Raw genomic sequence first — 23,341 nt, 5'->3', positions numbered from 1 at the left:
GTGCGGGGGGGGCGGGGGGGCCCTGGGGTTGGGGGGGGGGGGGGGGGGCGGGGGGGGGGGGGGGGGGGGGGGGGGGGGCACTGGGTGCCACCGGTCCGCTGGAGTGGTTGACCGCGGCGGCGGGAGAGGTTGCGCTCGACGGGTCTGGCGGTTGGTATACCGCCGGTGCCGGGGTCGCGGCCGCAGGTGTCGAGGGGCCCAGCGGTGTTTGGGTCAGCGGGGCCGAGGTGTTGCCGGCGGCCTTGGTGACGTCGTTGAAGCCTTTCTGGAAGTCCTGTTGCGGGGTGTTGACCGGTGCGGCGCCGGCGCCTTGGCTCGGGCCGCCGGTGGCCGCGGGGGACTGGGGACCGCTGGAGGCGCCGCCGCCAGACATACCACCGCCGCCGGAACTAGAACCGCCGCCGCTGGAGCCGAGGCTGGGGGTGCCGGGCGAGGTGCCCCGCGGCCCAGACGAGATGGGATTGGATGGTTGATTGGCGGCCGGATACCCATTGGAGGGCGGGGCGATCCCGGTGCCGGGCGAACCGTAAGCAGGGGGTGCTACTTCAGCATTGCCACTCACGGAAGCATTCGTGTGGACGGGGCTCGCTGTCGGAGGATTGGAGGGGGCGGGTTCTTGCGGTGCCGCCGTTTGCTGACCGGTCGTCGTCGCATTTGTGTGAATCGGTTCTACTGTCGGTGGTTCGGCTGTCGTTGGTTCGGCGGCTCTGGACTGGGGTGGTGCGTGCTCAGCGCCACCTGCCGTCGACTGATTTGTGTGAACAGGCGCGACACGGGGAGGAGAGTTGTCTGTTCTCAACAAGTTCTGTATCGGCCGCTGTGACGTAGGGACGTTGGTTCCGCCGCCCGACTCGGCAGCGGGACCGGTCTGGCCAGGCTGCACCAGCTTGATGAGCCCCTCTAGTGCGCGTGCAAGCTGATCATTTGTGAGAGTCCAATCTGAGAATGAGACGAGGTTCGCGGCCAAGGTGATATCTGCGAGATTTGCTTGTCGCGCTGCAGCAATAATGTTGTCGATCTGCTCCTGAATGTCCTCGTCTTTTGACTTCTGAGTCTCTAACACCGCGATGGCATCCACCGCTGAATGAACCCTGGACGAAATAGTTGTCTTCGTCGCTCGGATCGCCGCTGCCGTCCTGATTAGCCAAGTTATGACTCGGACGAGCGACTCTTGTTGTTCGGCCATTGTTGTTGCCGACCTCTGTGCTGCCGATACGCCGGCCGCTGCACCCGCGCCCGACCACACAGACCCAGATTCCAACTCGGCTTTCGTGTGGAGCCAAGTCTCGAGGCTCGCGGTGACGCGCCGTAGTGGGTCGATCAGCGAGGTGCCTCGACTGAAGAATGAGTCTTCGTCGACGTCTGGCCATGCATCTGGATCCAGCATTTTAGAAGCGTGCTCGCCCGTTGGCTTTGGTACACCCATGACCTAGAGTCCGTCTGTCCTATGGTGCAAGAGCGCCTGTCCAGGGCGCTCGGCGGGACTCCGCGCTATGTTCGCAACCATCGAAACTGCAACGCACATATGCTTCAGCTTCCTGCCGCGCCACAGGCATTTGACACGATCAGGTACGAGCGTGTGCCGGCCGAAGCGAAGAAGCTGTCCGCGGTCGTATAGGTGGGGATACTCTCCACATACGCACGCAGGTACTGGCCTGTCAGGTTGCTGAGGTCCTGCAACGTGGGGTTCTCCGATTCGCCCGCTAGAGTGGCGATGTTGTTGGCAAAAGTAGTCATGACGGCCCCAGTTTCTTCCATCAAGGCCCGTTGATCTTCCTGCCACTGCGACGCCGGAATATTGAGGTCGCTCTCACGCCATTCTTTGGTCGAATTCTCAAAGCCCGTTGTCAGGCGTAGCCAGTCTTCGCATATGGGGTCGCCACTAGGCCCGATGAACATCTCTGGATTCGAAGGGTCCCCAATAGGCGCAATCGAATTTGGCGTTGGCCCGGGTGGCACGAGAGGAGCCCACGTGGCGGCAGACTCGTAATCAATGGCAGCGCAAATGGCAACTAGGGTTGCACCTGCATCGCTGGCCGCAACGGCCAAATGGTTGTCGCTCGGGGTGTAAGAACCGATTGCGTCTGCATACGCGCGCCAGTATGCGATCGACTGCTCGAACAGTTCGCGCATTATTCTGTGTGGTGTCATTTTAACTAGCTGCACTGTTTTTTCTGCTGCCCGATCCATGGCATCTGCCACCTGCTCATGGATTTCGCGCTCTTCAGTTGTCCATACGGAGGCCGGCCGTGAGTAATCGCGATTCACCCAGCTGTCGGATTGCTCTTCTGCGAGCGCATCGTTGATCGAGCGCCAAGGCTGACAACTCGGATCGTCGGTGACTATGCCGACAGGCCCCGTGTCATTTGCACTGGCGATGTCCCCGGCGGCCGGTGGGCTCCCGTTGGCGCTCTGTGTCGGTCCGTTCCCGCTGTCCCGCGTGAACAAGAGTGTCGCACCGACCGAGATTGCGATGACCAGTAGCACTGCAACACCGATCAGTAGCCATTTCAGGCCGTTGTTTCTGGGCGTCGGCGGTGGTCCCCAACCCGGCTGTTGTGGCCACTGTCCAGCACCGTACTGCGGTTGGCCATGGCCGTAGGGTGGTTGCGGTCCAGGCTGTGGTGGTCCCCAGTTTCCGGGCGGCGGAGGATTTGTCACTGGCGCCACCTCTGAGAATTGCGCGCCGTCACCAATCCACCCCCATCGCCGTCGAACATCAACAATCTGATGCTAGCCACGCTGGCCCGACTGCCAGTTTAGGTGAGCCGACAGTGCTCTCCGTGCACTTCTTTCACTGCGGTATCTCGTCAGGGTTGCCTTTCGATGACTGGCGATCGTGGACGCATGCAGAACGTCCGTAATTTCGTGCGAACTCGTCTGCCGGTCGTCTTTGGTAGTCATTGGGCTGCCGCGCCCGCCGCGAACTCGTATTGACCGCGCACTTCGTGCTCGACAAGACTGTTGATGTTGCCTGCTTCCTGCAGGAACACCTCCAGGTGCCGCGTGTAGTCGTAGTAGCCACCTTCCCCGAACTGATCGCGAACGTCCTCGGGGCTCATGAGCTTTCCATCCGCTACGTACTTGGCTGCGAAACCCAATGCCGGTGTTCTGGCTAGAAACGAGTCGGCCAGCACGTACTTGACCTCCACGATCTCAGCGTCGATATCCGGCGGATGGAGTGAACTGTTGGGCAAGCGCAAAGCGCCGGCGGTGGTCAAACCTAGAAGTCGGCCGATATAGGCCAGGGCCGCAGGGGTGGGGTTGTTGACTCCGGTTGGATCGTTGGCCGCAAAGCGCTCGAGATACTCGTTTGCACGAGATTGCGCCGCGTCAGCGAACTCCGTGAAACCTGCTGGATCACTGCTCAATACCGCGAAGACAGGCCTCGCAGCGAGCACCGAGGCCTCACAATGAGCATCGAGCATCTCGAAACCTCTTGGGTCGCGTTGGTCGCACACCATCAATCCCTGAAAAGGAATGAGGGCGTTGGCATATGCATCGACAAGCGCGGGGTTCAGTGCTCCTACGGTTATTGAATCCCGATTGAGGAAGCCGGAAGAAATCCCCAGAAGGGCGCCTTCGTTGTCGCTCAAGTACATCGCTAGGGCATGAGCTGCCTCGCCTGCGCGCGCCGCTGTGGGGGCGTCCGATGATGCTGCGTCAGTCGCTATCCAACTGAAAAGATTTGCAGCGGAGACGCCGTCGTCGTCCCACGGATAGGTGCTGATGGATGAGAGGAACTCGGTCGAGTCCTGCCCAGTGAGCAACTGGTGGATCACGATTGGGGATTTGTCAGACGGAAGCGCAGGGGCGCTGGCTCCGCACCCCTGCGTTGCAAGCATCACAACCGTCAGGACGGTGGTGACGGCCATGGAGCGTCGTAATCTCACTGCGAACCCGCCGCGTTGTCATACTGGTCGCCGAACTGGTCTAGGTATTGAGTCAGGCCATAGCCTTCGGGATTGCTCAGATAGATGTAGAGGTTTCGGTAGTAATTATCGATGTTGGCGGCCCCGTTTGGTTCAGCCAGAACTTGCTCCGGTGTCTTGAGATGGCCGTCTGGCGTCATCCACTCTGCAGGCGGCATCGGTCCGCCGGGCCGCTGATCGACCAAGGCGTCAGCCATCGTGTACGTCGCAAGATTCTGGTAGTACTGGTCGCCACGGAGCACAACGTGTGACTGCTCGCCTACAGTCTCGAGCGTCGGTCGTCCGCCGAGCATGCTCTGTATGAACCGGTCCTTGCCCATGGCATCAATGAGCCCGCCTGCGTACGGCACCTGATCAGTGCCAAGGCCCACCAAATGGCCCAGAGCGGCCTCTTTGAGTTTGTAGGCGCTCTCGGCAGACTGAAGCGCGTCCTCGCCGCGAGCTTTTGCCTCCATCATGGCGCCGCCCTCGACCAGGCCGGCGAGCGTGCCCGCTCGGGCCATACCCTGGCTGCCTTGATCGCTTGGATCGATGCTTGGTCCCAGCGTAGCGGCCCGCGCGAAATCCTCTTGGAACTGGCTTATCTGATCGAAAGCGTGGGCATTGAAGTTCTTGGCGGCTGTCTCGTCGGAGTCGATCACGGCAAATAGTTGCCTCGTCAGCGGCAGATCGCTGCCGCTCGGATCTTCCAGCGCGCTGAATCCCGGCATCTTGTCTTCGCCGACCATTTCGCCTTGATACGGGATCAACGATTCTGCATAGCTCTGAACAAGCAGATGATTGCGATTACCCAAGGTCTCGGTTCCTCCACCGAGGCCTGAGTTCTCGAGGTTCAACAAGTTGTTGTCGGGATTCCCGAGGTAGTTCGCCAGAGCCTGCGCTGTCTCTCCGGCTCGGAATTGTTGTTCCACAGTGGATATCTCGGGGTTGGCTGCGTCATCGATCCAATCGGTGACGGTGCGCGCGGCTTGTCCATCATCGGCCCAGTTGTGCTCGGAGATCGCCTTGATGTTGTCGGCGCCGTTGGGTCCGGTGAACAGGTCGTGGTCGACGACAGTGTCGCGGCCCGCGGACTTCAGGATGTCTTGCGCGATGGCATCTGATTGCTCGTTGGGCCAGCCCCACATGTGATCTTTGGACTGCTGGTCGCCCCCGTGGATCACATCGATGGCGCGATTCATCATTGTGCGATCGAGTTCAGAGCCTTGCTGCAACTTGGCATCGCCGGCGTAGATGAGCTCCGATACCTTCCGAAGATCGTCTCCCGATGGATATTCGGTCACCGGCGTCGTGGATTCGGGATCCATCGGGTAGTCCCGTGTCACTGGCACGGCGTTCATCGCCTGCTGCACACTATCGGGCAGCAACTCCGCGCTACCTGATTGGATCTTGGTGTCCATCTCCTCGGGAAGGAACAGTCCGTCCCCCTTGACCGGGAACTTGACATCCGGATCGCTCATCACCTGCATCGAATCGCCCAGAATGTCGCCGTGATCGCCGAGGTCGTTCTTGAGCTTCGTCATGTCGTCCAACGACATTTTGGACATCTGCCGCTGCATCTGACTGATGGCCTCAGCTTGAGTTGGCGAAAGAGGCTGGGGTGGCACGGTGGCATCGGGATTGTCGGGGTCGACGCGTTGCGGCTGGAGTTGCTCGGGGTCAATGGAGTCGAGAATGTCGTTGACTTGGCCGGCGGCCTCCTGGTCACCGGCTAGTGCGTCCCGTACCAGATCCTCGACCTGTTCGGGCGTGGGCTCGGCGTCAGCCTTCTCGCCGTCGCCCTCCCGCTCCTCCTCGTCGCCCAGCATCTGGGCGTCGCCGTCCTGCTTCTCTTCCTTTCCTGTCCCACCGAACTTCTGATCCTGCAACGCATCCCACTCGGTGCCCAGCTTCGTGATGTCGCCGGCGACCCGGTTCAGCTCGGAATTCGAGGTGCCGACGATCCCGGAGAGCTGACTGAGACCCTGGGAGACGATCGGCAGCAGCAGCTGCTCGCGGTTCTTGCCGGGCGGCACCGAGGCGGCGGCGTCGATGACCCACTGGCGCAGGTTGTCGAGGTTCTGTCGGCCGGTGGCGACCACGTTGGCCGACTCGTTCACGTGGGCGGCCAACCGCCTGTCCAGGGTGGCCAGCTCGCCCAGCACCCGGGCGTGTTCGGTGTTCACCGCACCGTAGGCGTTCGCCGCCGTGCCCGACCACGCCGCTCCGGGCGCCGCGGTCTGCACCGTGGACTGCAGCTGCTCCAACTGCGCGCTCTGGTCGAACTGCTCACCGGTCTGGGGCACCCCCGAACCGAACGTCTGACGAGCTTTGTCCCAGGTCGACAGAAACCCTTCGAGCGCACCCACCTGAACTCCATCCCCCGATCCGGCCCCTCGATTCTATTTGCCGGACCATGCCCGACGGCGCACCAATTCGGATGCGATTACCCGAGTCGCAGTATGGCAAAAGTGACAAAACGTGCCTTCGGTCCCGGTAACGTCCCGGACGTGGAGCTGACCCTGCAACGCATCGGCGCCTGGTGCGGAACCGTCATGATCCTGCTCTACGGCGCCAGCTTTTCCGGTATCGCCCAACTCTTCCCACCCCTGTCACCGGCCGCGCCCGCCGACGACATCGCCGCCTTCTTCGTCGACCACAAACTCTGGATCCGGTTCGGTGTATCCGGGGCACTGCTCAGCGTGGTCCTCGCACTGCCGTTCCTGGCGGCGATCATCCTGCGCATCCGCCGCGTCGAGGGCCGCTGGGGCATGCTGTCGATGACCCAGCTGATGGCCGCGACCGTCTTCGTCCCGGCCCTGCTGTTCCCACAGTTCTTCCTCGGTGTGGCCGCCTTCCGGCCCGAGGAGCGCTCCGCCGAACTCACCCAGGCCCTCAACGATGTGTTCTGGCTGTGGTTCATCGGCATCGTCGGCACCATCATCATCCAGAACCTCACCCTGGCCGTCGCCGCCTTCATCGACAAGACCGACCCGCCGACCTTCCCGCGCTGGTACGGCTACCTCAACCTATGGGTCGCCACGCTGTCCCTGCCCGGCTGCGTCGTGGTCGTCTTCAACGACGGCCCGCTCGCCTGGGACGGCGTGTTCGCCTTCTACATCCCCGGGTTGGTCCTGGTGATCTGGCTGTTCTCCACGACCGCAGTGCTTCTGAACTCCATCAAAGCCGAACAACAAGCCCTCGTTCCCGCGTGAGGGCCACCGCGACCGCGCCGCGCGCCAAGCGCATCCCCGGCGAGAGCGGCACCTGGGTCTTCCTCTTCGGCGACATGCTGGTCTTCGGCGCCTTCTTCGTCACCTTCCTCGTCGAACGCGCCACCGCCCCGGACGTCTTCGACGTCGCCCGCACCACCCTGCACATCGGTATCGGCGTGCTCAATACCGTTGTGCTGCTGACCAGTTCGCTGTGTGTCGTGCTCACCCTCAACGCCATGCGCGCCGGGCACCGGCAGCTGGCCACCAGAGCAACCGTCGCCGCCATGACATTGGGCCTGACCTTCATCGCCCTCAAGTCTTACGAATACATCGCCCTCGGCACCGCGGGGCACGGGCCCGGCGCCAATGACTTCTACCTGTACTACTTCATCCTGACCGGCCTGCACCTGTTCCACGTCTGCCTGGGCCTGGGCGCACTGACCTTCCTCCTCACCCAGACCAGAAGAGCCGACTTGAGCGACACCCGCACCGCGCTGGTCGAAGGCGCCGCCTGCTTCTGGCATCTGGTCGACCTACTGTGGATCTTCCTGCTCGCGCTGCTCTACCTGGTGAGCTGATGACCGCCCTGAAACTGCTGCGCAACCGGGCCGGCGCCAGCTGGCTGTTCCTGGTGGCCGCGACCGTGCTGTCGTGGGCGGTCGGCGCCGAACACGGCACCGGTTCGACGGTCGCGGTCCTGGTCCTTGGCATCGCCGCGATCAAGGTGCGCCTCGTCGGCCTGGACTTCATGGAACTGCGCCACGCACCGATCCCGCTGCGGGCCGCCTTCGAGGCGTACTGCCTGGGCCTCTGGGCGGTGCTGTCGGCGCTCTACCTGTGGCTGTAGACCTCGTCGACACCACCGGCGCGCAGCGCGGCCACATCGGGCGCCCCGCACCCGTGCAGACACACCCGCAGCTCGGCGATGAAGCGCGCCAACCACTCCTCGACGGCCGCGGCCGACTCGATTGCCGGCACCAGCAGGGGCTGGGCCACCGCCACCACATCGGCGCCCAGCGCGATGGCCTTGGCCGCGTCCATCCCGGTGCGGATCCCGCCCGAGGCGACCAGCGGGACCGCGGGCAGCACCGAGCGCACCTCGACCAGCGCCTGCGCCGTCGGGATACCCCATTCGGCCAGGCCCAGATCGGTCACCGAGCCGTACCGGACGAACTGCTCCACCCGTGCCCATGACGTCCCGCCGGCACCGGCCACGTCGACGGCGGCCACCCCGATCCCGGTGAGCGTCTTCGCCGCGATCGCCCCGATGCCGTGCCCCACCTCCTTGAGCAGCACCGGGTAGCCGATCGCGTCGACCACCTCGCGCAGCCGGCCCAGCGATCCGGTGAAGTCGGTGTCACCCTCGTGCTGGACGGCCTCCTGCAGTGGATTGGTGTGCACCGCAAGCGCGTCGGCACCGACGGACTCCAGCGCGCGGCGCAGCGCCGGCACCGCCTGCAGGCTCAGTTGCGCCAACCCGATGTTGCCGATCAGCAGCACATCGGGCGCGACGTCGCGGATGTGGAAGCTGCGCACGCTCTCATCGCCGAGCATGATCCGCTGCGAGCCCAGCATCATCCCGACCCCCAGCGCCTGCGCGGCGGCGGCGAGATGACGGTTGATGGTCCCGGACAACTCCGAACCACCGGTCATCGCGCCGATCAGCACCGGCGCCCGCAACCGCTTACCGAGGAACTCGACACCCAGGTCGATGCGGGCCAGATCGGTCTGCGTCAGCGCGTTGTAGGGCAGCCGGTAGCGCTCCAGCCCGGTCGTCACCGTCTGGTACTGGACGGCCTCGGACAGACACACATCGATATGCCGACGTTTGCGCACCTGGATGCGGTCGTTGAAGCCGGGGCCGATCGTCACCCGCTCGACATTGCCACACACCGGCGCGCGGGGGCCGACGGCCGGGCAGGGCGGCGAGGGAAAAATCCCGGACCGGTGACCGCGATGACGGCGGCAACAGTGTCCCGCACCCCTCGGGGCATCCGTGCCTTGCCACAATGGTCGGGTGTCAGATGCCTTATGGATCGCGCTTGCGGTCGTAGCCGTCCTGGTCCTCGTCGCGCTGGTCGTCGGACTGGTGCGCTACCGCAAGCGGCGGATCAGCCTTTCCGCACCCGACACCACCACCCAGATCGACAAATCCGGCGGCTATACAGCCTCGTCGGGCATCACCTTCAGCTCGTCGGCCACCGCCGCGCCGCCGGCGGAGAAGGTGCAACGACCCGACCGGGTCGACCCCACCGGGCTGCCCGGGGTGGGCGATGACGCCGCCGTGCCGCGCGACGCCCCCAAACGCACGATCGCCGACGTCAAGCTGCCCGAGCCGCCGGTCGTCGAACCGCCCGTCATCACCCCGGTCGAGCCGCCGAAGCCGGCCGCCGAACCCGAACCCGAGCCGGCACCGGCCATCGAGCCCATCGCCCCGAGCGAGGGCCGCCTGGAACGGCTGCGTGGCCGGCTGGCCAAATCGCAGAGCACCCTGGGCCGCGGCGTGCTGGGCCTGCTCGGCGGCGGCGACCTCGACGAGGACTCGTGGGAGGAGATCGAGGACACCCTGCTGATCGCCGACCTCGGCCCCGTCGTCACCCAGTCGATCCTGGCCTCACTGCGCTCCAAGATGGCCAGCGCCTCGGTCCGCACCGAGGCCGACGCCCGCGCCATCTTCAAAGAGGTGCTGATCTCGGAGCTGCGGCCCGATCTGGACCGCTCCATCCGCGCGCTGCCGCACGAGGACAAGCCCTCGGTGCTGCTCGTCGTGGGTGTCAACGGCACGGGCAAGACCACCACGGTCGGCAAGCTGGCCCGGGTGCTGGTCGCCGACGGGCGCCGCGTCGTCCTCGGTGCCGCCGACACCTTCCGCGCCGCGGCCGCCGATCAGCTGCAGGCCTGGGCGTCGCGGGTGGGTGCCGACGTCGTGCGCGGGCCCGAGGGTGCCGACCCCGCCTCGGTGGCGTTCGACGCCGTCGACAAGGGCATCAGCACCGGCGCGGACGTGGTCGTCGTCGACACCGCCGGCCGCCTGCACACCAAGACCGGACTGATGGACGAGCTCGGCAAGGTCAAACGTGTCGTGGAGAAGCGGTCCAAGGTCGACGAGGTGCTGCTCGTGCTCGACGCCACCATCGGGCAGAACAGCCTCCCGCAGGCCAAGGTGTTCGCCGAAGTCGTCGACATCACCGGCGTCGTGCTGACCAAGCTGGACGGCACGGCCAAGGGCGGCATCGTGTTCCGCGTGCAGCAGGAACTCGGTGTCCCGGTCAAGCTCGTGGGCCTGGGCGAGGGACCCGACGATCTGGCCCCGTTCGAGCCCTCGGCATTCGTCGACGCGCTCCTGGGATAGCTGTTTCGCAACGCAGAAACATACGTGTAACAGACAACGGGAATCCGTTCACGCACGCGAAACATCGGTGAACCACCGATGAAACGAGGGCAAAAGAGTCTCTTCGGGAGGCCGATTACATCGGCGCATTTCCCAAGGAGGTTCATACAAAGTGGTTCCTGGCTTGCACGATGTGGCCCTGGCCATACCCGACGAAAATTTCCTGCCGTTCGGCCCAGGAGGACTGGATTCCGGCAACACGGCATGGGTTCTCGCATCCGCCGCCCTGGTGCTGTTCATGACCCCGGGCCTGGCGTTCTTCTACGGCGGCCTGTCCCGGCAGAAGTCCGTGCTGAACATGATGATGATGTCCTTCGGATCGCTCGGCCTGGTCAGCGTCATCTACGTGCTGTGGGGCTACTCGATGTCCTTCGCCTCCGCGCACACCGGCGAGACCCCAGGTCTGTTCTTCGACAATCCGTTCTCGCTCTTCGGTGTCAACCAGTTGACCGAGGTGCGCGAGATCGACGGCGCCGAGGCCTACGTGCTGGGCGGATTCGGCACCGTGCCCGCCATCGTCTGGGTCGCCTTCCAGCTCACCTTCGCCGTCATCACCGTCGCACTGATCAGCGGTGCGGTCGCCGAGCGCATGAAGTTCGGCACCTGGCTGGTGTTCGGCGGCCTGTGGGTCACCATCGTGTACTTCCCGCTCTCGCACATGGTCTGGGGCGGTGGCCTGCTCTCGGGTAGCGATCAGGGCCTGGCGGCCAAGCTGTTCGGCGTCGACGAGGAAGGTGCGGCCAATGTCGCGCCGATCGACTTCGCCGGTGGCACCGTCGTTCACATCAACGCCGGTATGGCCGCGCTGGTGCTCGCCGTCCTCCTCGGCAAGCGGACCGGCTTCGGTAAGACCGCGTTCCGCCCGCACAACATTCCGTTCGTGATGCTCGGCGCGGCCATCCTGTGGTTCGGCTGGTTCGGCTTCAACGTCGGCTCCGAGGGCGGCGCCGACATGCTCGCCGGCCTGGTCTGGGTCAACACCACCGCCGCCACCGCCGCCGCCATGCTGGGCTGGCTGCTCGTGGAGCGCTTGCGTGACGGCCACGCCACCAGCGTGGGCGCCGCCTCCGGTGTGGTCGCCGGTCTGGTCGCCATCACCCCGGCCTGCGGCAACCTGACCCCGGTCTGGTCGCTGGTCGTCGGCGCGATCGCCGGCATCCTGTCGGCGCTGGCCATCGGGCTGAAGTACAAGTTCGGCTACGACGATTCGCTCGACGTCGTCGGCGTGCACCTGGTCGCCGGCCTGTGGGGCACCGTGTCCCTGGGCTTCTTCGCCACCGACGCCGGTCTGTTCGTCGGCGGCGACTACAAGCAGCTGGTCGTCCAGATCGTGATCGCAGTTGTGGCACTGGTCTTCACCGCCGTGCTGACGACCATCATCGCCTTCGTGGTCAAGCCACTAGGCTGGCGAGTCAGCCAGGAAGATGAGGCCACTGGCATCGATGAGACCGAGCACGCAGAAACCGCTTATGAACTCGCATGATCGGGAACAATTGACTGAGTCCTGGAAGGAATCGACCATATGAAGCTGATCACCGCGATCGTCAAGCCGTTCACACTCGAAGACGTCAAGACCGGCCTGGAGCAGACGGGCATCCTCGGTATGACCGTCAGCGAGGTGCAGGGTTACGGCCGCCAGAAGGGGCACACCGAGGTCTACCGCGGCGCCGAGTACTCGGTGGACTTCGTGCCCAAGGTGCGTGTCGAGGTCGTCGTCGACGACTCGGCCGTGGACAAGGTGGTGGACGTGATCGTCCAGGCCGCACGCACCGGAAAGATCGGAGACGGCAAGGTGTGGGTCAGCCCCGTGGACACCGTGGTGCGGGTGCGCACCGGTGAGCGGGGAGTCGACGCACTCTGATCACCCGGTGAGGGAGGTCGTTTCCCGGCTGTATCGCAAGACTGTTCAACGTAGGGCCGGGGGAGGACCGAAATGACCGATCAGACACCAGATCCCGCCGCCAGGGCATCCCGATGGGGAGCTCCGGCGGCGGGATCGCCGCGCCCGGCCACCGATCTGGCCAAGGCGACCGCACAACTCCTCAAAACCGGTGGCAAGCAACTCGACTCGGCGGCGCTGCGGGACGCACTGCTCGACCTGCACCAATTCTGGCTGTCCACCAAGGCTGCCGAGATCGGCATCACCGCCACCAGTGGCTTCGCCATCGTCGCGACCGGCGGACTGGGCCGCGGCGAACTGCTGCCGTACTCCGACCTGGACCTGACGCTGTTGCACGACAACATGCCCGCCGACATCGTCAGCCAAGTTGCCGAGCTGCTGTGGTACCCGTTGTGGGACGCCAACATCCGTATCGACCACAGCGTGCGCACCGTGCCGGAGGCACTCAAGGTGGCCGGTGAGGACATCGCAGTCGGCATGGCGATGCTCGACGCCCGCCACATCGCCGGCGACGCCGAGTTGTCCGCGCTGCTGACCGGTGGTGCGCGACGCCAGTGGCGGATCGGGATCGCGGGCCGATACGAAGAACTCGTCGACCACACCCGGGCCCGCTGGGAGCGCAGTGGACAGATCGCCCACCGCGCCGAACCGGATCTCAAGAACGGCCGCGGCGGTATCCGCGACGTCCAACTGCTCAACGCACTGGCCATCGCGCAACTGGCCGACGTCTATCCCAGCCGATTGCTCGCGTCACCGACCGGAACCCTCGGCGGCGCACACCTGTCCCTGCTCAACGTGCGCACCGAACTGCACCGGGTTTCCGGCCGTGGCCGCGAACAGGTGCTCGCCCAGTACGCCGACGAGATCGGCGCCGCGCTGCGCATCGGGGATCGCTTCGACCTGGCGCGCGCCATCTCCGACGCGGCCCGCACCATCAGTTACTACGTCGACGCCGGCATCCGCACCGCCGGTAACGCATTGCCCCGCCGCGGTTTTGCCGCGCTGCGCCGGCCGACACGGCGTCCGTTGGACGAGGGCGTCGTCGAGTACGGCGGCGAGGTCATCCTGGCCCGCGACGCCCGACCCGAACGCGACCCCGGCCTGATCCTGCGGGTGGCCGCCGCCTCAGCCACCACCGGACTGCCGATCGCGGCGTCCACACTGAGCCGATTGGCCGGTGCCGCACCGGAACTGCGGATGCCCTGGCCGCGTGAGGCGCTCAAGGACCTGCTGGTACTGCTGTCCGCGGGCCCGGCGGCGGTGTCCACCGTCGAGGCGTTGGACCGCACGGGCCTGTGGGGACGGCTGTTCCCGGAATGGGGCGCGGTGCGCGACCTGCCGCCTCGTGACGTCGTGCACATCTGGACCGTGGATCGACACCTCGTCGAAACCGTCTCCCGCGCGGCTGCATTCACCACCCGGGTGTCACGGCCGGACCTACTGGTGCTCGGGGCGCTGGTGCACGATATCGGGAAGGGGCGCGGTGGCGACCACAGCATCATCGGCGCCGAACTGGCGACCCAGATCGGGACCCGGCTCGGATTGTGGCCGTCCGACGTCGAGGTGTTGTCCAAGATCGTGCGCTACCACCTGCTGCTGCCCGACACCGCCACCCGACGGGACCTGCAGGACCCCAACACGATCGCCGCGGTGGTCGACGCCCTCGGCGGCGACTCGCAGCTACTGGAACTGTTGCACGCGCTGGCCGAGGCCGACTCGCTGGCCACCGGACCCGGCGTATGGGGTGACTGGAAGTCCTCGCTGATCGGCGATCTGGTGCGCCGCTGCCGACTGGTGATGGCCGGCGAGCCGCTGCCCACCCCGGACCCGATCGACCCGCGCTATCTGGATCTGGCCGCTGAGGCCGGGGTGCACGTGGAGATGGTCGCCGGCGAGGGACCGCACATCCACAACGTCACCATGATCGCCCCGGACCGGCGTGGTCTGCTGTCGAAGGCGGCCGGGGTACTGGCTCTCAATGCGCTCCGGGTGCATTCGGCATCGGTGAACAGTCGGGATGGGATGGCCATCAACACCTTCGCGGTGTCACCGCATTTCGGCAGTCCGCCGGCGGCCGAGTTGTTGCGCCAGCAGTTCATCCTCGCCCTCGACGGCGGCCTGGATGTCGCCGACACCCTGGAACGCCGCGACGCCGAAGCCGCCGCGGCCGGGCCCGCCCGGGCGGGGGAGACCCCCGCCTCGGTGCCGGCGGCCGGCACCACCGCACCGCCACGCATTCTGTGGTTCGACGGCGACGTCCCCGGCGAACTCGTGCTGCAGGTGCGTGCCAGCGACCGGGCCGGGCTGCTGTCGCGGCTCACCGCGGTCATCGAGCGCGACGGTCTGGACATCGCCTGGGCCAAGGTCACCACGCTGGGCTCGGTGGTGATCGACGTGTTCAGCATCGTGGTGCCCGCACTGGGTGAGACCAATCTCGACCAGGTGCGCGCCGAGTTGGAGCGCGACCTCTACCAGGTGCTGCCCGCTCCGCCGCGCAAGGTGTCCGAGGCCAGTTAGCCCGCGGCCGAGACGGTTACCCAGGTGTTGTTCACCGCCGCTGTGCCGGTGAAGGTGTCCACCCGGTCGGGATCGTGCAGGTCGTTGACGTTGGCGCCGGGCAACGTCTCGGCGTGGCGCCAGCCGGTGTTGCGGTGCCCCCAGCCGTGCGGCACGGCCACGGTGCCCGCCCGCATCTCGTCGCTGATGTCGACCGGGATCTCGATCTGCCCGACCTCGGACGTGACGCGGACCAGATCGCCCTGGGCGATGCCGCGGGTGGCGGCGTCATCGGGATGCATCAGCACCGTGCACCTGTTGTTGCCGCCCGTCATGGTCGGAAGGTTGTGCAGCCAGGAGTTGTTGCTACGCAGCTGACGTCGGCCGATGAGCTGCAGGCGATCCGCGGCGGGCCGCGCGACGGCGGCGGTGAGCCGGGCGGCCGCGTCGGTGACGAATTCGGCCGGCGCGAGATGAACCTTGCGGTCCCTGGTGGCGATCACCTCGTCGAGTCGGGGTTGCAGCGGTCCCAGATCCACCCCGCCCGGGCTGTCGTGCAACGCCCGCATGGTCACGCCCTTGCGCCCCCGCCGCAGTCGGCCGTAGGGGCCGGTGGCCAGCGCGGCGCCCGCCAGCCGAAGTGGGTCGGTAAGGGCCAGGACACGGTTCCGGAACGGCTTGCTGAGCTGGCGCAGCGGCGCCGGCAGTAGCTCGAAGGTCAACCGGCTCAATATCTCCCAGTCCTCCATCGCGCCGCGTGGCGGCTCGAAGGTGCGGTGCTGATAGCGGATGTTGTTGCGCACGCTGAACACCGTCGTCAGCAGCCCGACGTCCGCACGTTCCAGCGGGGACACCGGCGGCAGGATGAAGTCGGCGTGCCGGGTGGTCTCGGTGACGTACATGTCCACGGCCACATAGAAATCCAGCTGTGCCATCGCTTGGTCGAGGCGGCCCTTCTGCGGGATCGAGGACACCGGGTTGCCGGCATAGGTCACCATCGCGCGGATCTTGCCCGGCCCGTCGGTCAGCATCTCGTCGGCCATCGCGACGGCGGGCAGCTCGGCGCGGAATGCCTTGTACCGTCCGGACCGGTCGGTCCACCAGCCGTGCCCGACCGGGATGTACCTGGCCAGCCGGGGCACGTCGATGATGGGGGTGGAGAACATCGTGCCGCCGGCGCGGTCCAGGTTGCCGGTGACGGCGTTGATGACCATCACCAACCAGCTCACCAGGGTGCCGGTTTCCTGCTGGCAGATGCCGATCCGGGCGTAGATGGCCGCGGACTCGGCGGCGGCGTGTTCACGGGCGAGGGTGCGGATCTCCTCGGCGCTCACCCCGGCGGTGTCGGCGACGACCTCGGGGGTGGCGTCGGCGACCAGCTCTCGCAGCTGCGCCCATCCCGTCGCCCAACGGTCGATCGCGGCCGTGTCGCAGAGGTTCTCGGTGATCAGGACGTGCAGGATGCCGAGCAGCAGATGGACGTCGCCGCCGGGTCGGACGGCCACGTGCTGATCGGCCAGCCGCGCGGTCTCGGTGCGCCGCGGGTCGATGACGACCACCTTGCCGCCACGGTCGCGGACGGCTTTGATGCGGCGCTTGGCGCCCGGCATGATAGAGAGCGAGCCGTTGGACACCGCCGGGTTGGCGCCCAGGATCACCAGCCGGTGGGTGCGGTCGATATCGGTGATCGGCACCAGCGCGTTGGATCCGAACACCCGCCACGCCGCATACTCGTGCGGCATCTGGTCGATCGAGGACGCCGAGAAGAAGTTCGGCGTCAACAGCGCGATGCGCAGCGCCAGCCCGTACAGCGCCCCGGAGCTGTGTGCGGCCGGGTTGCCCAGGTACATGCCGAGGGCGCGGACGCCATGCTTGCGCCGCACCGCACGCAACCGGGCGCCGATCTCGTCGAACGCCTCGGCCCAGCTGACCGGTTCGAACGAGTCGCCGACACGACGCATCGGGGTGCGCAGTCGGTCCGGGTCGTGATGCAGGGCGCCCATGGCGGTCGCCTTCGGGCAGATGTAGCCCTTGGAGAAGATGTCGTCCGGATTTCCGGCGATCCGGGTGACCTGGCCGTCGGCGACGGTGACGTGGATACCGCAGTGCGCCTCGCACAGCGTGCACTGGCTGATGTGCGTCGTACTGTCCGGTTCGGACGGCACGGAGCGCAGGTGGACGACGGGGAGGTCAACGGCTGTCATGGGGGCCTCCGGCCATTTCTGTCATCGGGCGTTGACAGATTAACGCGCAACCGTCGTCCGAGGCCAGAGTGCGCGGTGAGTTCGTCGTCGGTGACCGTTAGGCTTACCAGGTGTTTGAATCGCTGTCTGACCGGTTGACCGGTGCTCTCCAGGGGCTGCGCGCCCGCGGCCGGCTGACCGACGCCGACATCGACGCCACCGCCCGCGAGATCCGGCTGGCCCTCCTCGAGGCCGATGTGTCGCTACCTGTGGTGCGGGCCTTCGTCGGCCGCATCAAGGACCGCGCCAAGGGCGCCGAGGTGTCCGCGGCGCTGAACCCCGCCCAGCAGGTCGTCAAGATCGTCAACGAGGAGCTCATCGGCATCCTCGGCGGCGAGACCCGCCAGCTCGCCTTCGCCAAGACCCCGCCGACGGTCATCATGCTCGCCGGTCTGCAGGGCTCCGGTAAGACGACGCTGGCCGGCAAGCTCGCCAGGTGGCTCAAGGGCCAGGGGCACACGCCGCTGCTGGTCGCGTGTGACCTGCAGCGCCCGGGCGCGGTACACCAGCTGCAGATCGTCGGGGAGCGCGCAGGTGTGTCGGTGTTCGCCCCGCACCCCGGGGTCTCGCCGGACGGCGTGACCATCGACGAGATGACCACCGGCGACCCGGTGGCGGTGGCCGCCGCCGGTCTGGCCGAGGCCAGGGCCAAGCACTTCGACGTCGTCATCGTCGACACCGCGGGCCGCCTCGGTATCGACGAGGAGCTGATGGGCCAGGCCGCCGCGATCCGCGACGCCGTCAACCCCGACGAGACCCTGTTCGTCCTCGACGCCATGATCGGTCAGGACGCGGTCACCACCGCCGAGGCCTTCGGCTCCGGCGTCGGATTCACCGGTGTCGTGCTGACCAAGCTCGACGGCGATGCCCGCGGTGGTGCCGCGCTCTCGGTCCGCGAGATCACCGGCGTGCCGATCCTGTTCGCGTCCAGCGGTGAGAAGCTCGAAGACTTCGACGTCTTCCATCCCGACCGGATGGCCAGCCGCATCCTCGGCATGGGTGACGTGCTCTCGCTCATCGAGCAGGCCGAGCAGGTCTTCGACGCCGAGCAGGCCGAGGCCGCCGCGGCCAAGATCGGCTCCGGCGAGCTGACGCTGGAGGACTTCCTGGAGCAGATGCTGGCCATCCGCAAGATGGGCCCGATCGGCAATCTGCTCGGCATGCTGCCCGGTGCCGGTCAGATGAAGGACGCTTTGGCCGCGGTCGACGACAGCCAGCTCGACCGGGTGCAGGCCATCATCCGCGGAATGACCCCCGCCGAGCGGGCCGACCCGAAGATCATCAACGCCTCCCGCCGGCTGCGCATCGCCAACGGCTCCGGTGTCAGCGTGTCCGAGGTCAACCAGCTCGTCGACCGGTTCTTCGAAGCCCGCAAGATGATGTCGCAGATGGCCGGCCAGATGGGGATGCCGTTCGGACGCAAGAACACCCAGCGCAAGGCCGCCAAGGGCAAGAACAAGCAGGCCGGCAAGAAGAAAGGCCGCGGCGCCAAGGGACCGACCCAGCCCAAGAATCCGTTGGGCGCCGGGATGCCCGGCGGTTTCCCGGACCTGTCCAACATGCCCAAGGGCCTCGACGAGCTGCCGCCCGGATTGGCCAACTTCGACCTGTCCAAGCTGAAATTCCCCGGGCAGAAATAGATGCGGCTGCATCTTCGCGGCCGAGGGTTGCCCGACGGCGAGGAGGTGCAGTGGTGGGTGCACGACGGCGTGTTGTCGGCCGAGCCGATCAGCAACGCCGACACCGCCTTTGACGGCGGGTGGATACTCCCGGGCCTGGTCGATGCGCACTGTCACGTGGGGCTCGGTCCCGGCGGACCGACCAGTGTCGAGGAGGCCGTCGAACAAGCCGAGACCGAGCGTGATGTGGGTGCGCTGCTGCTGCGTGACGCCGGGTCCCCGGTGGACACCCGCAGCTTCGACGACCGCGACGATCTGCCCCGCATCATCCGGGCCGGCCGGCACCTGGCCCGGCCCAAGCGCTACATGCCGGGCCTGCCGATCGACATCGAGGACGAGTCGCAGTTGCCGGTCTACGTCGCCGAGCAGGCCCGCTTCGGTGACGGCTGGGTGAAACTGGTCGGCGACTGGATCGACCGGGGAGTCGGGGATCTGGCACCTCTGTGGTCCGACGAGGTGCTGGTCGAAGCCATCGCCGCGGCCCACGCCGAGGGTGCCAGGGTCACCGCACACGTCTTCGGTGAGGATGCGTTACCCGGACTGATCAAGGCCGGGATCGACTGCATCGAGCACGGCACCGGCATCACCGAGGACACCATCGACCTGATGCTGGAGCACGGCACGGCACTGGTACCGACGCTGATCAACATCGAGAACTTCCCGGGTATCGCCGACAAGGCGGCCAAGTACCCGACCTACGCCAAGCACATGCGTGACCTGTACGCCTCCTGCCACCGCCGCGTGGCCGCCGCGCACGAGGCGGGGGTGCCGGTGTTCGCCGGCACCGACGCCGGCGGGATGGTCGCGCACGGGCGTATCGGTGACGAGATCACCGCGCTGCGCCGGGTCGGGATGACACCGACGGAAGCGCTCGGCGCGGCGTGCTGGGACGCCCGGGCGTGGCTACGACGGCCCGCGCTGACCCACGGCGCGTCCGCGGATCTGCTGTGCTTCCGCTCGGATCCACGCGAGGTCGGGGTCGCCAACCCGGATCTGGTGTTGCTGCGCGGACGGGTCTGGGGCTGACCGGCCGGACCCGGCGAGCTCAGTACACGTCGCGCACGTAGCGGTGGCTCTTGATCAACTCGTTGACATAGCCATGCGCTGCCGCGGCGTCCATCCCACCGCAGCGCGCGACGATATCGTGCAGCGCCGCGTCGACATCCTTGGCCATCCGGTCGGCGTCCCCGCACACGTACACATGCGCACCCTCGCTCAGCCAGCGGTAGAACTCCTCGGCGTTCTCCTGCATGCGTTGCTGCACATAAACTTTCGCGTCCTGATCGCGAGAGAACGCGAGATCCAGGCGGGTCAGCACACCGTCGGCGGCGAACTGCTCGAGCTCCTCGCCGTACAGGAAGTCGGTGCCGCGCCTGCGGTCGCCGAAGAACAGCCACGACCGCCCGGTGGCCTGCGCGGCGTGGCGCTCCTGCAGGAACGCGCGAAACGGTGCGATTCCGGTGCCCGGCCCGATCATGATGATCGGTACGTCGGCGGCCGGCAGCCGGAAATGATTGTTGGGCCGCAGGTGCACCAGGACGTCCTGGCAGCGGTCGGCCAGGAACGTCGATGCAACCCCGCCGTGTGCGCGGCCGCCGAGGTCGTAGCGCACACTGGCCACCGTCAGATGCACCGACTCGGGATGGGCCACCGGGCTGGAGGCGATCGAGTAGTCGCGGAACTGCAGCGGCCGCAGCGTATCGAGCACCTCGTCGACCGTGAGATCGGCCAGCGTGACGATGTCGAGCACGTCCTTGCCGTAGAGCCAGGAGTTCTCGGTGCCGCCATGGGTGTCGCCGGACTGCAGCGCCGCGGACACCTCGGCATCGGTGGTGCGGGAGGCCGCCAGCGTCAGCAGCGCCCGCGAAGGGGTGCGAATCTCGAAATGCTCGGTCAGCAGTGCGCCGAGCGGCTGCTCGTGTCCGATGACGGCATAGTCGGCGCCGACACCGAACTCGCCGAGCAGCGCCTCGACCAGGGCCGGGTCGTTGGTGGCGTGCACGGCGATGGAATCGCCTGCCTGATATGTGATTCCGGTGCCGGTGAGGTCGATCTCGTAGTGGCGGACCTCCTTGTCCGAATCGGTCGAGTTCAGCCACCGGTTGACGGCCAGCCGGGCGCGGACCGGGACATTGCGCTCACGCGGTTCGGCCCGTTCCACGGCGGGCGACGGTGCGATCTGCGTTGTCGCGCTGCCCTGCTGGGCGGTCAGCACCTTGACGATGTCGGCGGTCCACTCCTTGGCGGGCTCCTCGTAGAAGCCGTCGACATCCACGCGATCGACCATCCGGTGCGCGCCGAGGGCCTCCAACCGCTCGTCGAGCAGCTTGCCGGCATTGCAGAACAGTTCATACGAGCTGTCGCCGAGCGCCAGCACCGCGAAGTGCAGGTGCTCGAGCCGGTCGGTGTCGGCGCTGATCGCCTCCCAGAACAGCGTCGCCGAATCGGGGAACTCACCCTCGCCGAACGTCGAGACCACCACCACGAAATGCGTGGTGTCCTGTAACTGGCTCAGCTCGACCTGGTTGAGTTCGACCGCCTCGGTGTCGATACCGATGTCGGCTACCGATTCGGCGAACGTCATGGCGGCGTCCTCGGCATTGCCCATGTCGGTGCCGAACGCAACGATGAGTGAGATGTCAGCTTGGCCGGACAAGTAGGCCCCCCTCGGTTCACGCGCCCGGGCGGCTGCCCGGCGCTGAAATTAGGGTGACCTTACTTGGTTGTCGGCGGTCTGTGGGATGCACCCCCGTCAGGGCTGGCTGAAACCCCAGTCGAGCAGGCTGATGGCCTGGCCGTACAGATCGCCCGAGCCATACATCTGCACCACCACGAGTCGGCGATTCCCGCGCTGCGCCGCGCCGACATAGGTCTTGCGGGCCAGATTCGTGAAGCCGGTCTTACCGCCCAGGTCGCCGGGATAGCGGGTCAGCAGTTCGTTCTGGTTGGACAGCGTCCGGCCCGGAAAGTCCGCCGATCTCGAACGCATGATCTGCGCGATCAGCGGATAGCGCAGCGCGGCGCGGAAGATGACGGCCAGATCGTGCGGGGTCGTGACCGATTCCCACCCCGGACCGTCGAGGCCGGAGGGCGAGGATGCCCGGGTGCCGCGCGCACCGACCGCCGCGGCCTTGCGGTTCATCGCCGCGACCGCCACCCGTTGGCCGCCGAGCATATCGGCCAGCATGTTCGCTGAATCGTTGCCCGACACCATGAGCAGCGCACTGAGCAACTGGGTCACCGTATAGGCCTGCCCGGGTTTGAGCCCGACACAGGAACATTCGACCTTGGTGTGTGAAGCATTGGCGCGGGCGAAGTTGTCGGGGCGCAGACTGTCCAGGACGGTCATGGCCAGCAGCACCTTGATGGTGCTCGCCGGCGCGTAGGAGCCGTTCGGGTCGTTGGCGGCCAGCACCCGGCCGGTGTCCAGGTCGGCCAGCAGGTACGCCTTGGCGGGCCCGTTGGTGAACGTCTGCGCGCCAATGGGTTCGACGGTGGGCGCAGCGTGCGCGGGCGCCGCGATGACCGTGCTGAGGGCGAGCGCGGTCGCCGCGAACAGATGCCGCACCCGCGTGAGCGTACGGCCGGCAGGACGCGAAACGGTCTCCGTCGGGTCTCGACTCAGAGCGCGCCGACGTTGGCCGCCCGGTTCTGGGCGAACCCCCAGTCCAACAGCGCGGACGCCTGATCCCAGTAGGTCGGCCCGCCCTCGCGCACCAGGCCGAACATCATCGCCACCACCAGGCGGCGCCCGTCGCGCTGCGCCGCGCCGACGAAGGTCTTGCGGGCCAGATCGGTGAACCCGGTCTTGCCGCCCAACATCCCGGGATAGCGGCCGAGCAGTTCGTTCTGGTTCACCAGCACCCGCGGTCCGGTGCGGCCCGGGAACACCGCCGTCGGCTGCGAGGTGATCGACGCGAACGCCGGGTTGGCCATCGCCGCGCGGAAGATCGCCGCCAGATCGTGCGGCGAGGACCAGATGTCGATGCCGGGACCGTCCAGGCCGGACGGGCTGCCCGCGGTGGTGGCGCGCGCGCCGACCGCCGCCGCCTTGGCGTTCATCTTGGCCAGCGCCGCCTCCCGCCCGCCCAACATGGTCGCCAGCGTGTTGGCCGCGTCATTGCCCGAGACCAACAGCAGACCGTCGAGCAGTTGGCGCACCGTGTAGGTCTGGCCCGACACCACGCCGGCGCAGTTGCACTCCACGCGGGTGTCGGCCTCATCGGCCACGACGGTGGCCTCCAGTGGGAGTTCGTCGAGCACCACCATGGCGAGGAGGACCTTGATGGTGCTGGCCGGCGGGTGCCGGATGTCGCCGTCGCGGGACGCCAGCACGGCACCGGAGTCCATGTCCGCGATCACCCATGCCTGCGCAGGTCCGTCGGGTATCGGCAGGGATCCGATGGGCTGGCTGACGCCGAGGTCGGCCCCCGCCGCAGGGGTGCCGACGGTGAGCAGGAAGACCGCGCTGAAGAGACCGGCGACAAGCTTTCGCATGGGCTGTGA

General features: G+C 66.8%; 17 protein-coding genes. 9 read left to right on the top strand and 8 right to left on the bottom strand.

Translation table 11 applies throughout. The annotated features are described in order from the left end of the window. Nucleotides 1-1,530: 1,530 nt before the first annotated feature. The 3 genes from BST17_RS29030 to BST17_RS29505 form a co-directional block, all read right to left on the bottom strand. Complete coding sequence (locus tag BST17_RS29030; RefSeq protein ID WP_133053566.1) at nt 1,531-2,487, bottom strand: ESX-1 system-associated protein; 957 nt, start codon at nt 2,485-2,487, stop codon at nt 1,531-1,533. Between the two features lie 413 nt (nt 2,488-2,900). Continuing rightward, nucleotides 2,901-3,875 carry a TPR repeat domain-containing protein gene (locus BST17_RS21325; protein ID WP_083060893.1) on the bottom strand — a complete coding sequence of 325 codons (975 nt, stop codon included), beginning with the start codon at nt 3,873-3,875 and terminating at the stop codon, nt 2,901-2,903. 14 nt (nt 3,876-3,889) lie between these two features. Beyond that, entirely contained in the window at nt 3,890-6,280 is a 2,391-nt protein-coding gene (locus BST17_RS29505; RefSeq protein ID WP_207573689.1) for a TPR repeat domain-containing protein, read from the bottom strand. 93 nt (nt 6,281-6,373) lie between these two features. On the opposite strand from BST17_RS29505, the gene BST17_RS21315 reads away from it, so the two are divergent. Genes BST17_RS21315 through BST17_RS21305 form a run of 3 tightly spaced genes read left to right on the top strand, consistent with a single transcriptional unit; the run spans nt 6,374 to nt 7,973 of the window. Next, on the top strand, nt 6,374-7,126 hold the full coding sequence (locus BST17_RS21315) for a hypothetical protein (protein WP_083060892.1): 753 nt from the start codon (nt 6,374-6,376) through the stop codon (nt 7,124-7,126). Further along, on the top strand, nt 7,123-7,704 hold the full coding sequence (locus BST17_RS21310; RefSeq protein WP_083060891.1) for a cytochrome c oxidase subunit 3: 582 nt from the start codon (nt 7,123-7,125) through the stop codon (nt 7,702-7,704). The genes BST17_RS21315 and BST17_RS21310 overlap by 4 nt, the downstream gene beginning before the upstream one ends. Then, on the top strand, nt 7,704-7,973 hold the full coding sequence (locus BST17_RS21305) for a cytochrome C oxidase subunit IV family protein (RefSeq protein ID WP_083060890.1): 270 nt from the start codon (nt 7,704-7,706) through the stop codon (nt 7,971-7,973). Before BST17_RS21310 ends, BST17_RS21305 begins: the two co-directional genes overlap by 1 nt. On the opposite strand, the gene fni is transcribed toward BST17_RS21305, so the two are convergent. Beyond that, nucleotides 7,958-8,998: a type 2 isopentenyl-diphosphate Delta-isomerase gene (gene fni, locus BST17_RS21300; protein WP_083060902.1), complete on the bottom strand. Its 1,041-nt coding sequence runs from the start codon at nt 8,996-8,998 to the stop codon at nt 7,958-7,960. The genes BST17_RS21305 and fni overlap by 16 nt on opposite strands. Nucleotides 8,999-9,143: 145 nt before the next feature. Between fni and ftsY the strand changes: the two genes are divergently transcribed. The 4 genes from ftsY (at nt 9,144) to BST17_RS21280 (ending at nt 14,934) form a co-directional block, all read left to right on the top strand. Continuing rightward, entirely contained in the window at nt 9,144-10,478 is a 1,335-nt protein-coding gene (gene ftsY / locus BST17_RS21295; protein WP_083060889.1) for a signal recognition particle-docking protein FtsY, read from the top strand. A gap of 172 nt (nt 10,479-10,650) precedes the next feature. Beyond that, a complete protein-coding gene (locus tag BST17_RS21290; protein ID WP_083060901.1) occupies nt 10,651-12,000 on the top strand; it encodes an ammonium transporter in 1,350 nt (449 codons plus the stop codon). A 39-nt stretch (nt 12,001-12,039) separates the two neighbouring features. Further along, the gene (locus tag BST17_RS21285) at nt 12,040-12,378 is read left to right on the top strand and encodes a P-II family nitrogen regulator (protein WP_030133509.1); all 339 of its coding nucleotides are present in this window, start codon (nt 12,040-12,042) and stop codon (nt 12,376-12,378) included. Nucleotides 12,379-12,450: 72 nt separating this feature from the next. Then, nucleotides 12,451-14,934, top strand: a complete 2,484-nt coding sequence (locus BST17_RS21280) for a [protein-PII] uridylyltransferase (protein ID WP_083060888.1) — start codon at nt 12,451-12,453, stop codon at nt 14,932-14,934. Here BST17_RS21280 and BST17_RS21275 read toward each other — a convergent pair. After that, the gene (locus BST17_RS21275; protein ID WP_083060887.1) at nt 14,931-17,117 is read right to left on the bottom strand and encodes a molybdopterin-dependent oxidoreductase; all 2,187 of its coding nucleotides are present in this window, start codon (nt 17,115-17,117) and stop codon (nt 14,931-14,933) included. The genes BST17_RS21280 and BST17_RS21275 overlap by 4 nt on opposite strands. Nucleotides 17,118-17,227: 110 nt before the next feature. On the opposite strand from BST17_RS21275, the gene ffh reads away from it, so the two are divergent. Further along, nucleotides 17,228-18,796 (top strand): signal recognition particle protein, encoded by a 1,569-nt coding sequence (ffh, locus tag BST17_RS21270; RefSeq protein WP_083060886.1) that lies wholly within the window; start codon nt 17,228-17,230, stop codon nt 18,794-18,796. Further along, nucleotides 18,797-19,861 carry an amidohydrolase family protein gene (locus BST17_RS21265; protein WP_083060885.1) on the top strand — a complete coding sequence of 355 codons (1,065 nt, stop codon included), beginning with the start codon at nt 18,797-18,799 and terminating at the stop codon, nt 19,859-19,861. 19 nt (nt 19,862-19,880) lie between these two features. Here BST17_RS21265 and BST17_RS21260 read toward each other — a convergent pair whose 3' ends face one another. The 3 genes from BST17_RS21260 to BST17_RS21250 form a co-directional block, all read right to left on the bottom strand. After that, nucleotides 19,881-21,491, bottom strand: coding sequence for a diflavin oxidoreductase (locus BST17_RS21260; RefSeq protein WP_083060884.1), 1,611 nt, complete (start codon nt 21,489-21,491; stop codon nt 19,881-19,883). A gap of 96 nt (nt 21,492-21,587) precedes the next feature. Further along, the gene (locus BST17_RS21255; RefSeq protein ID WP_083060883.1) at nt 21,588-22,403 is read right to left on the bottom strand and encodes a D-alanyl-D-alanine carboxypeptidase; all 816 of its coding nucleotides are present in this window, start codon (nt 22,401-22,403) and stop codon (nt 21,588-21,590) included. A 53-nt stretch (nt 22,404-22,456) separates the two neighbouring features. Further along, nucleotides 22,457-23,332 (bottom strand): D-alanyl-D-alanine carboxypeptidase family protein, encoded by an 876-nt coding sequence (locus BST17_RS21250; protein WP_083060882.1) that lies wholly within the window; start codon nt 23,330-23,332, stop codon nt 22,457-22,459. Nucleotides 23,333-23,341 lie beyond the last annotated feature (9 nt).

Origin of the sequence: Mycolicibacterium bacteremicum, from assembly GCF_002086115.1 — a bacterium.
In the GTDB taxonomy this organism is placed as follows: Bacteria; Actinomycetota; Actinomycetes; order Mycobacteriales; family Mycobacteriaceae; genus Mycobacterium; species Mycobacterium bacteremicum.
The sequence above is the reverse complement of the archived record's forward strand: the minus strand, read 5'-3'. Positions and strand labels throughout refer to the sequence as shown.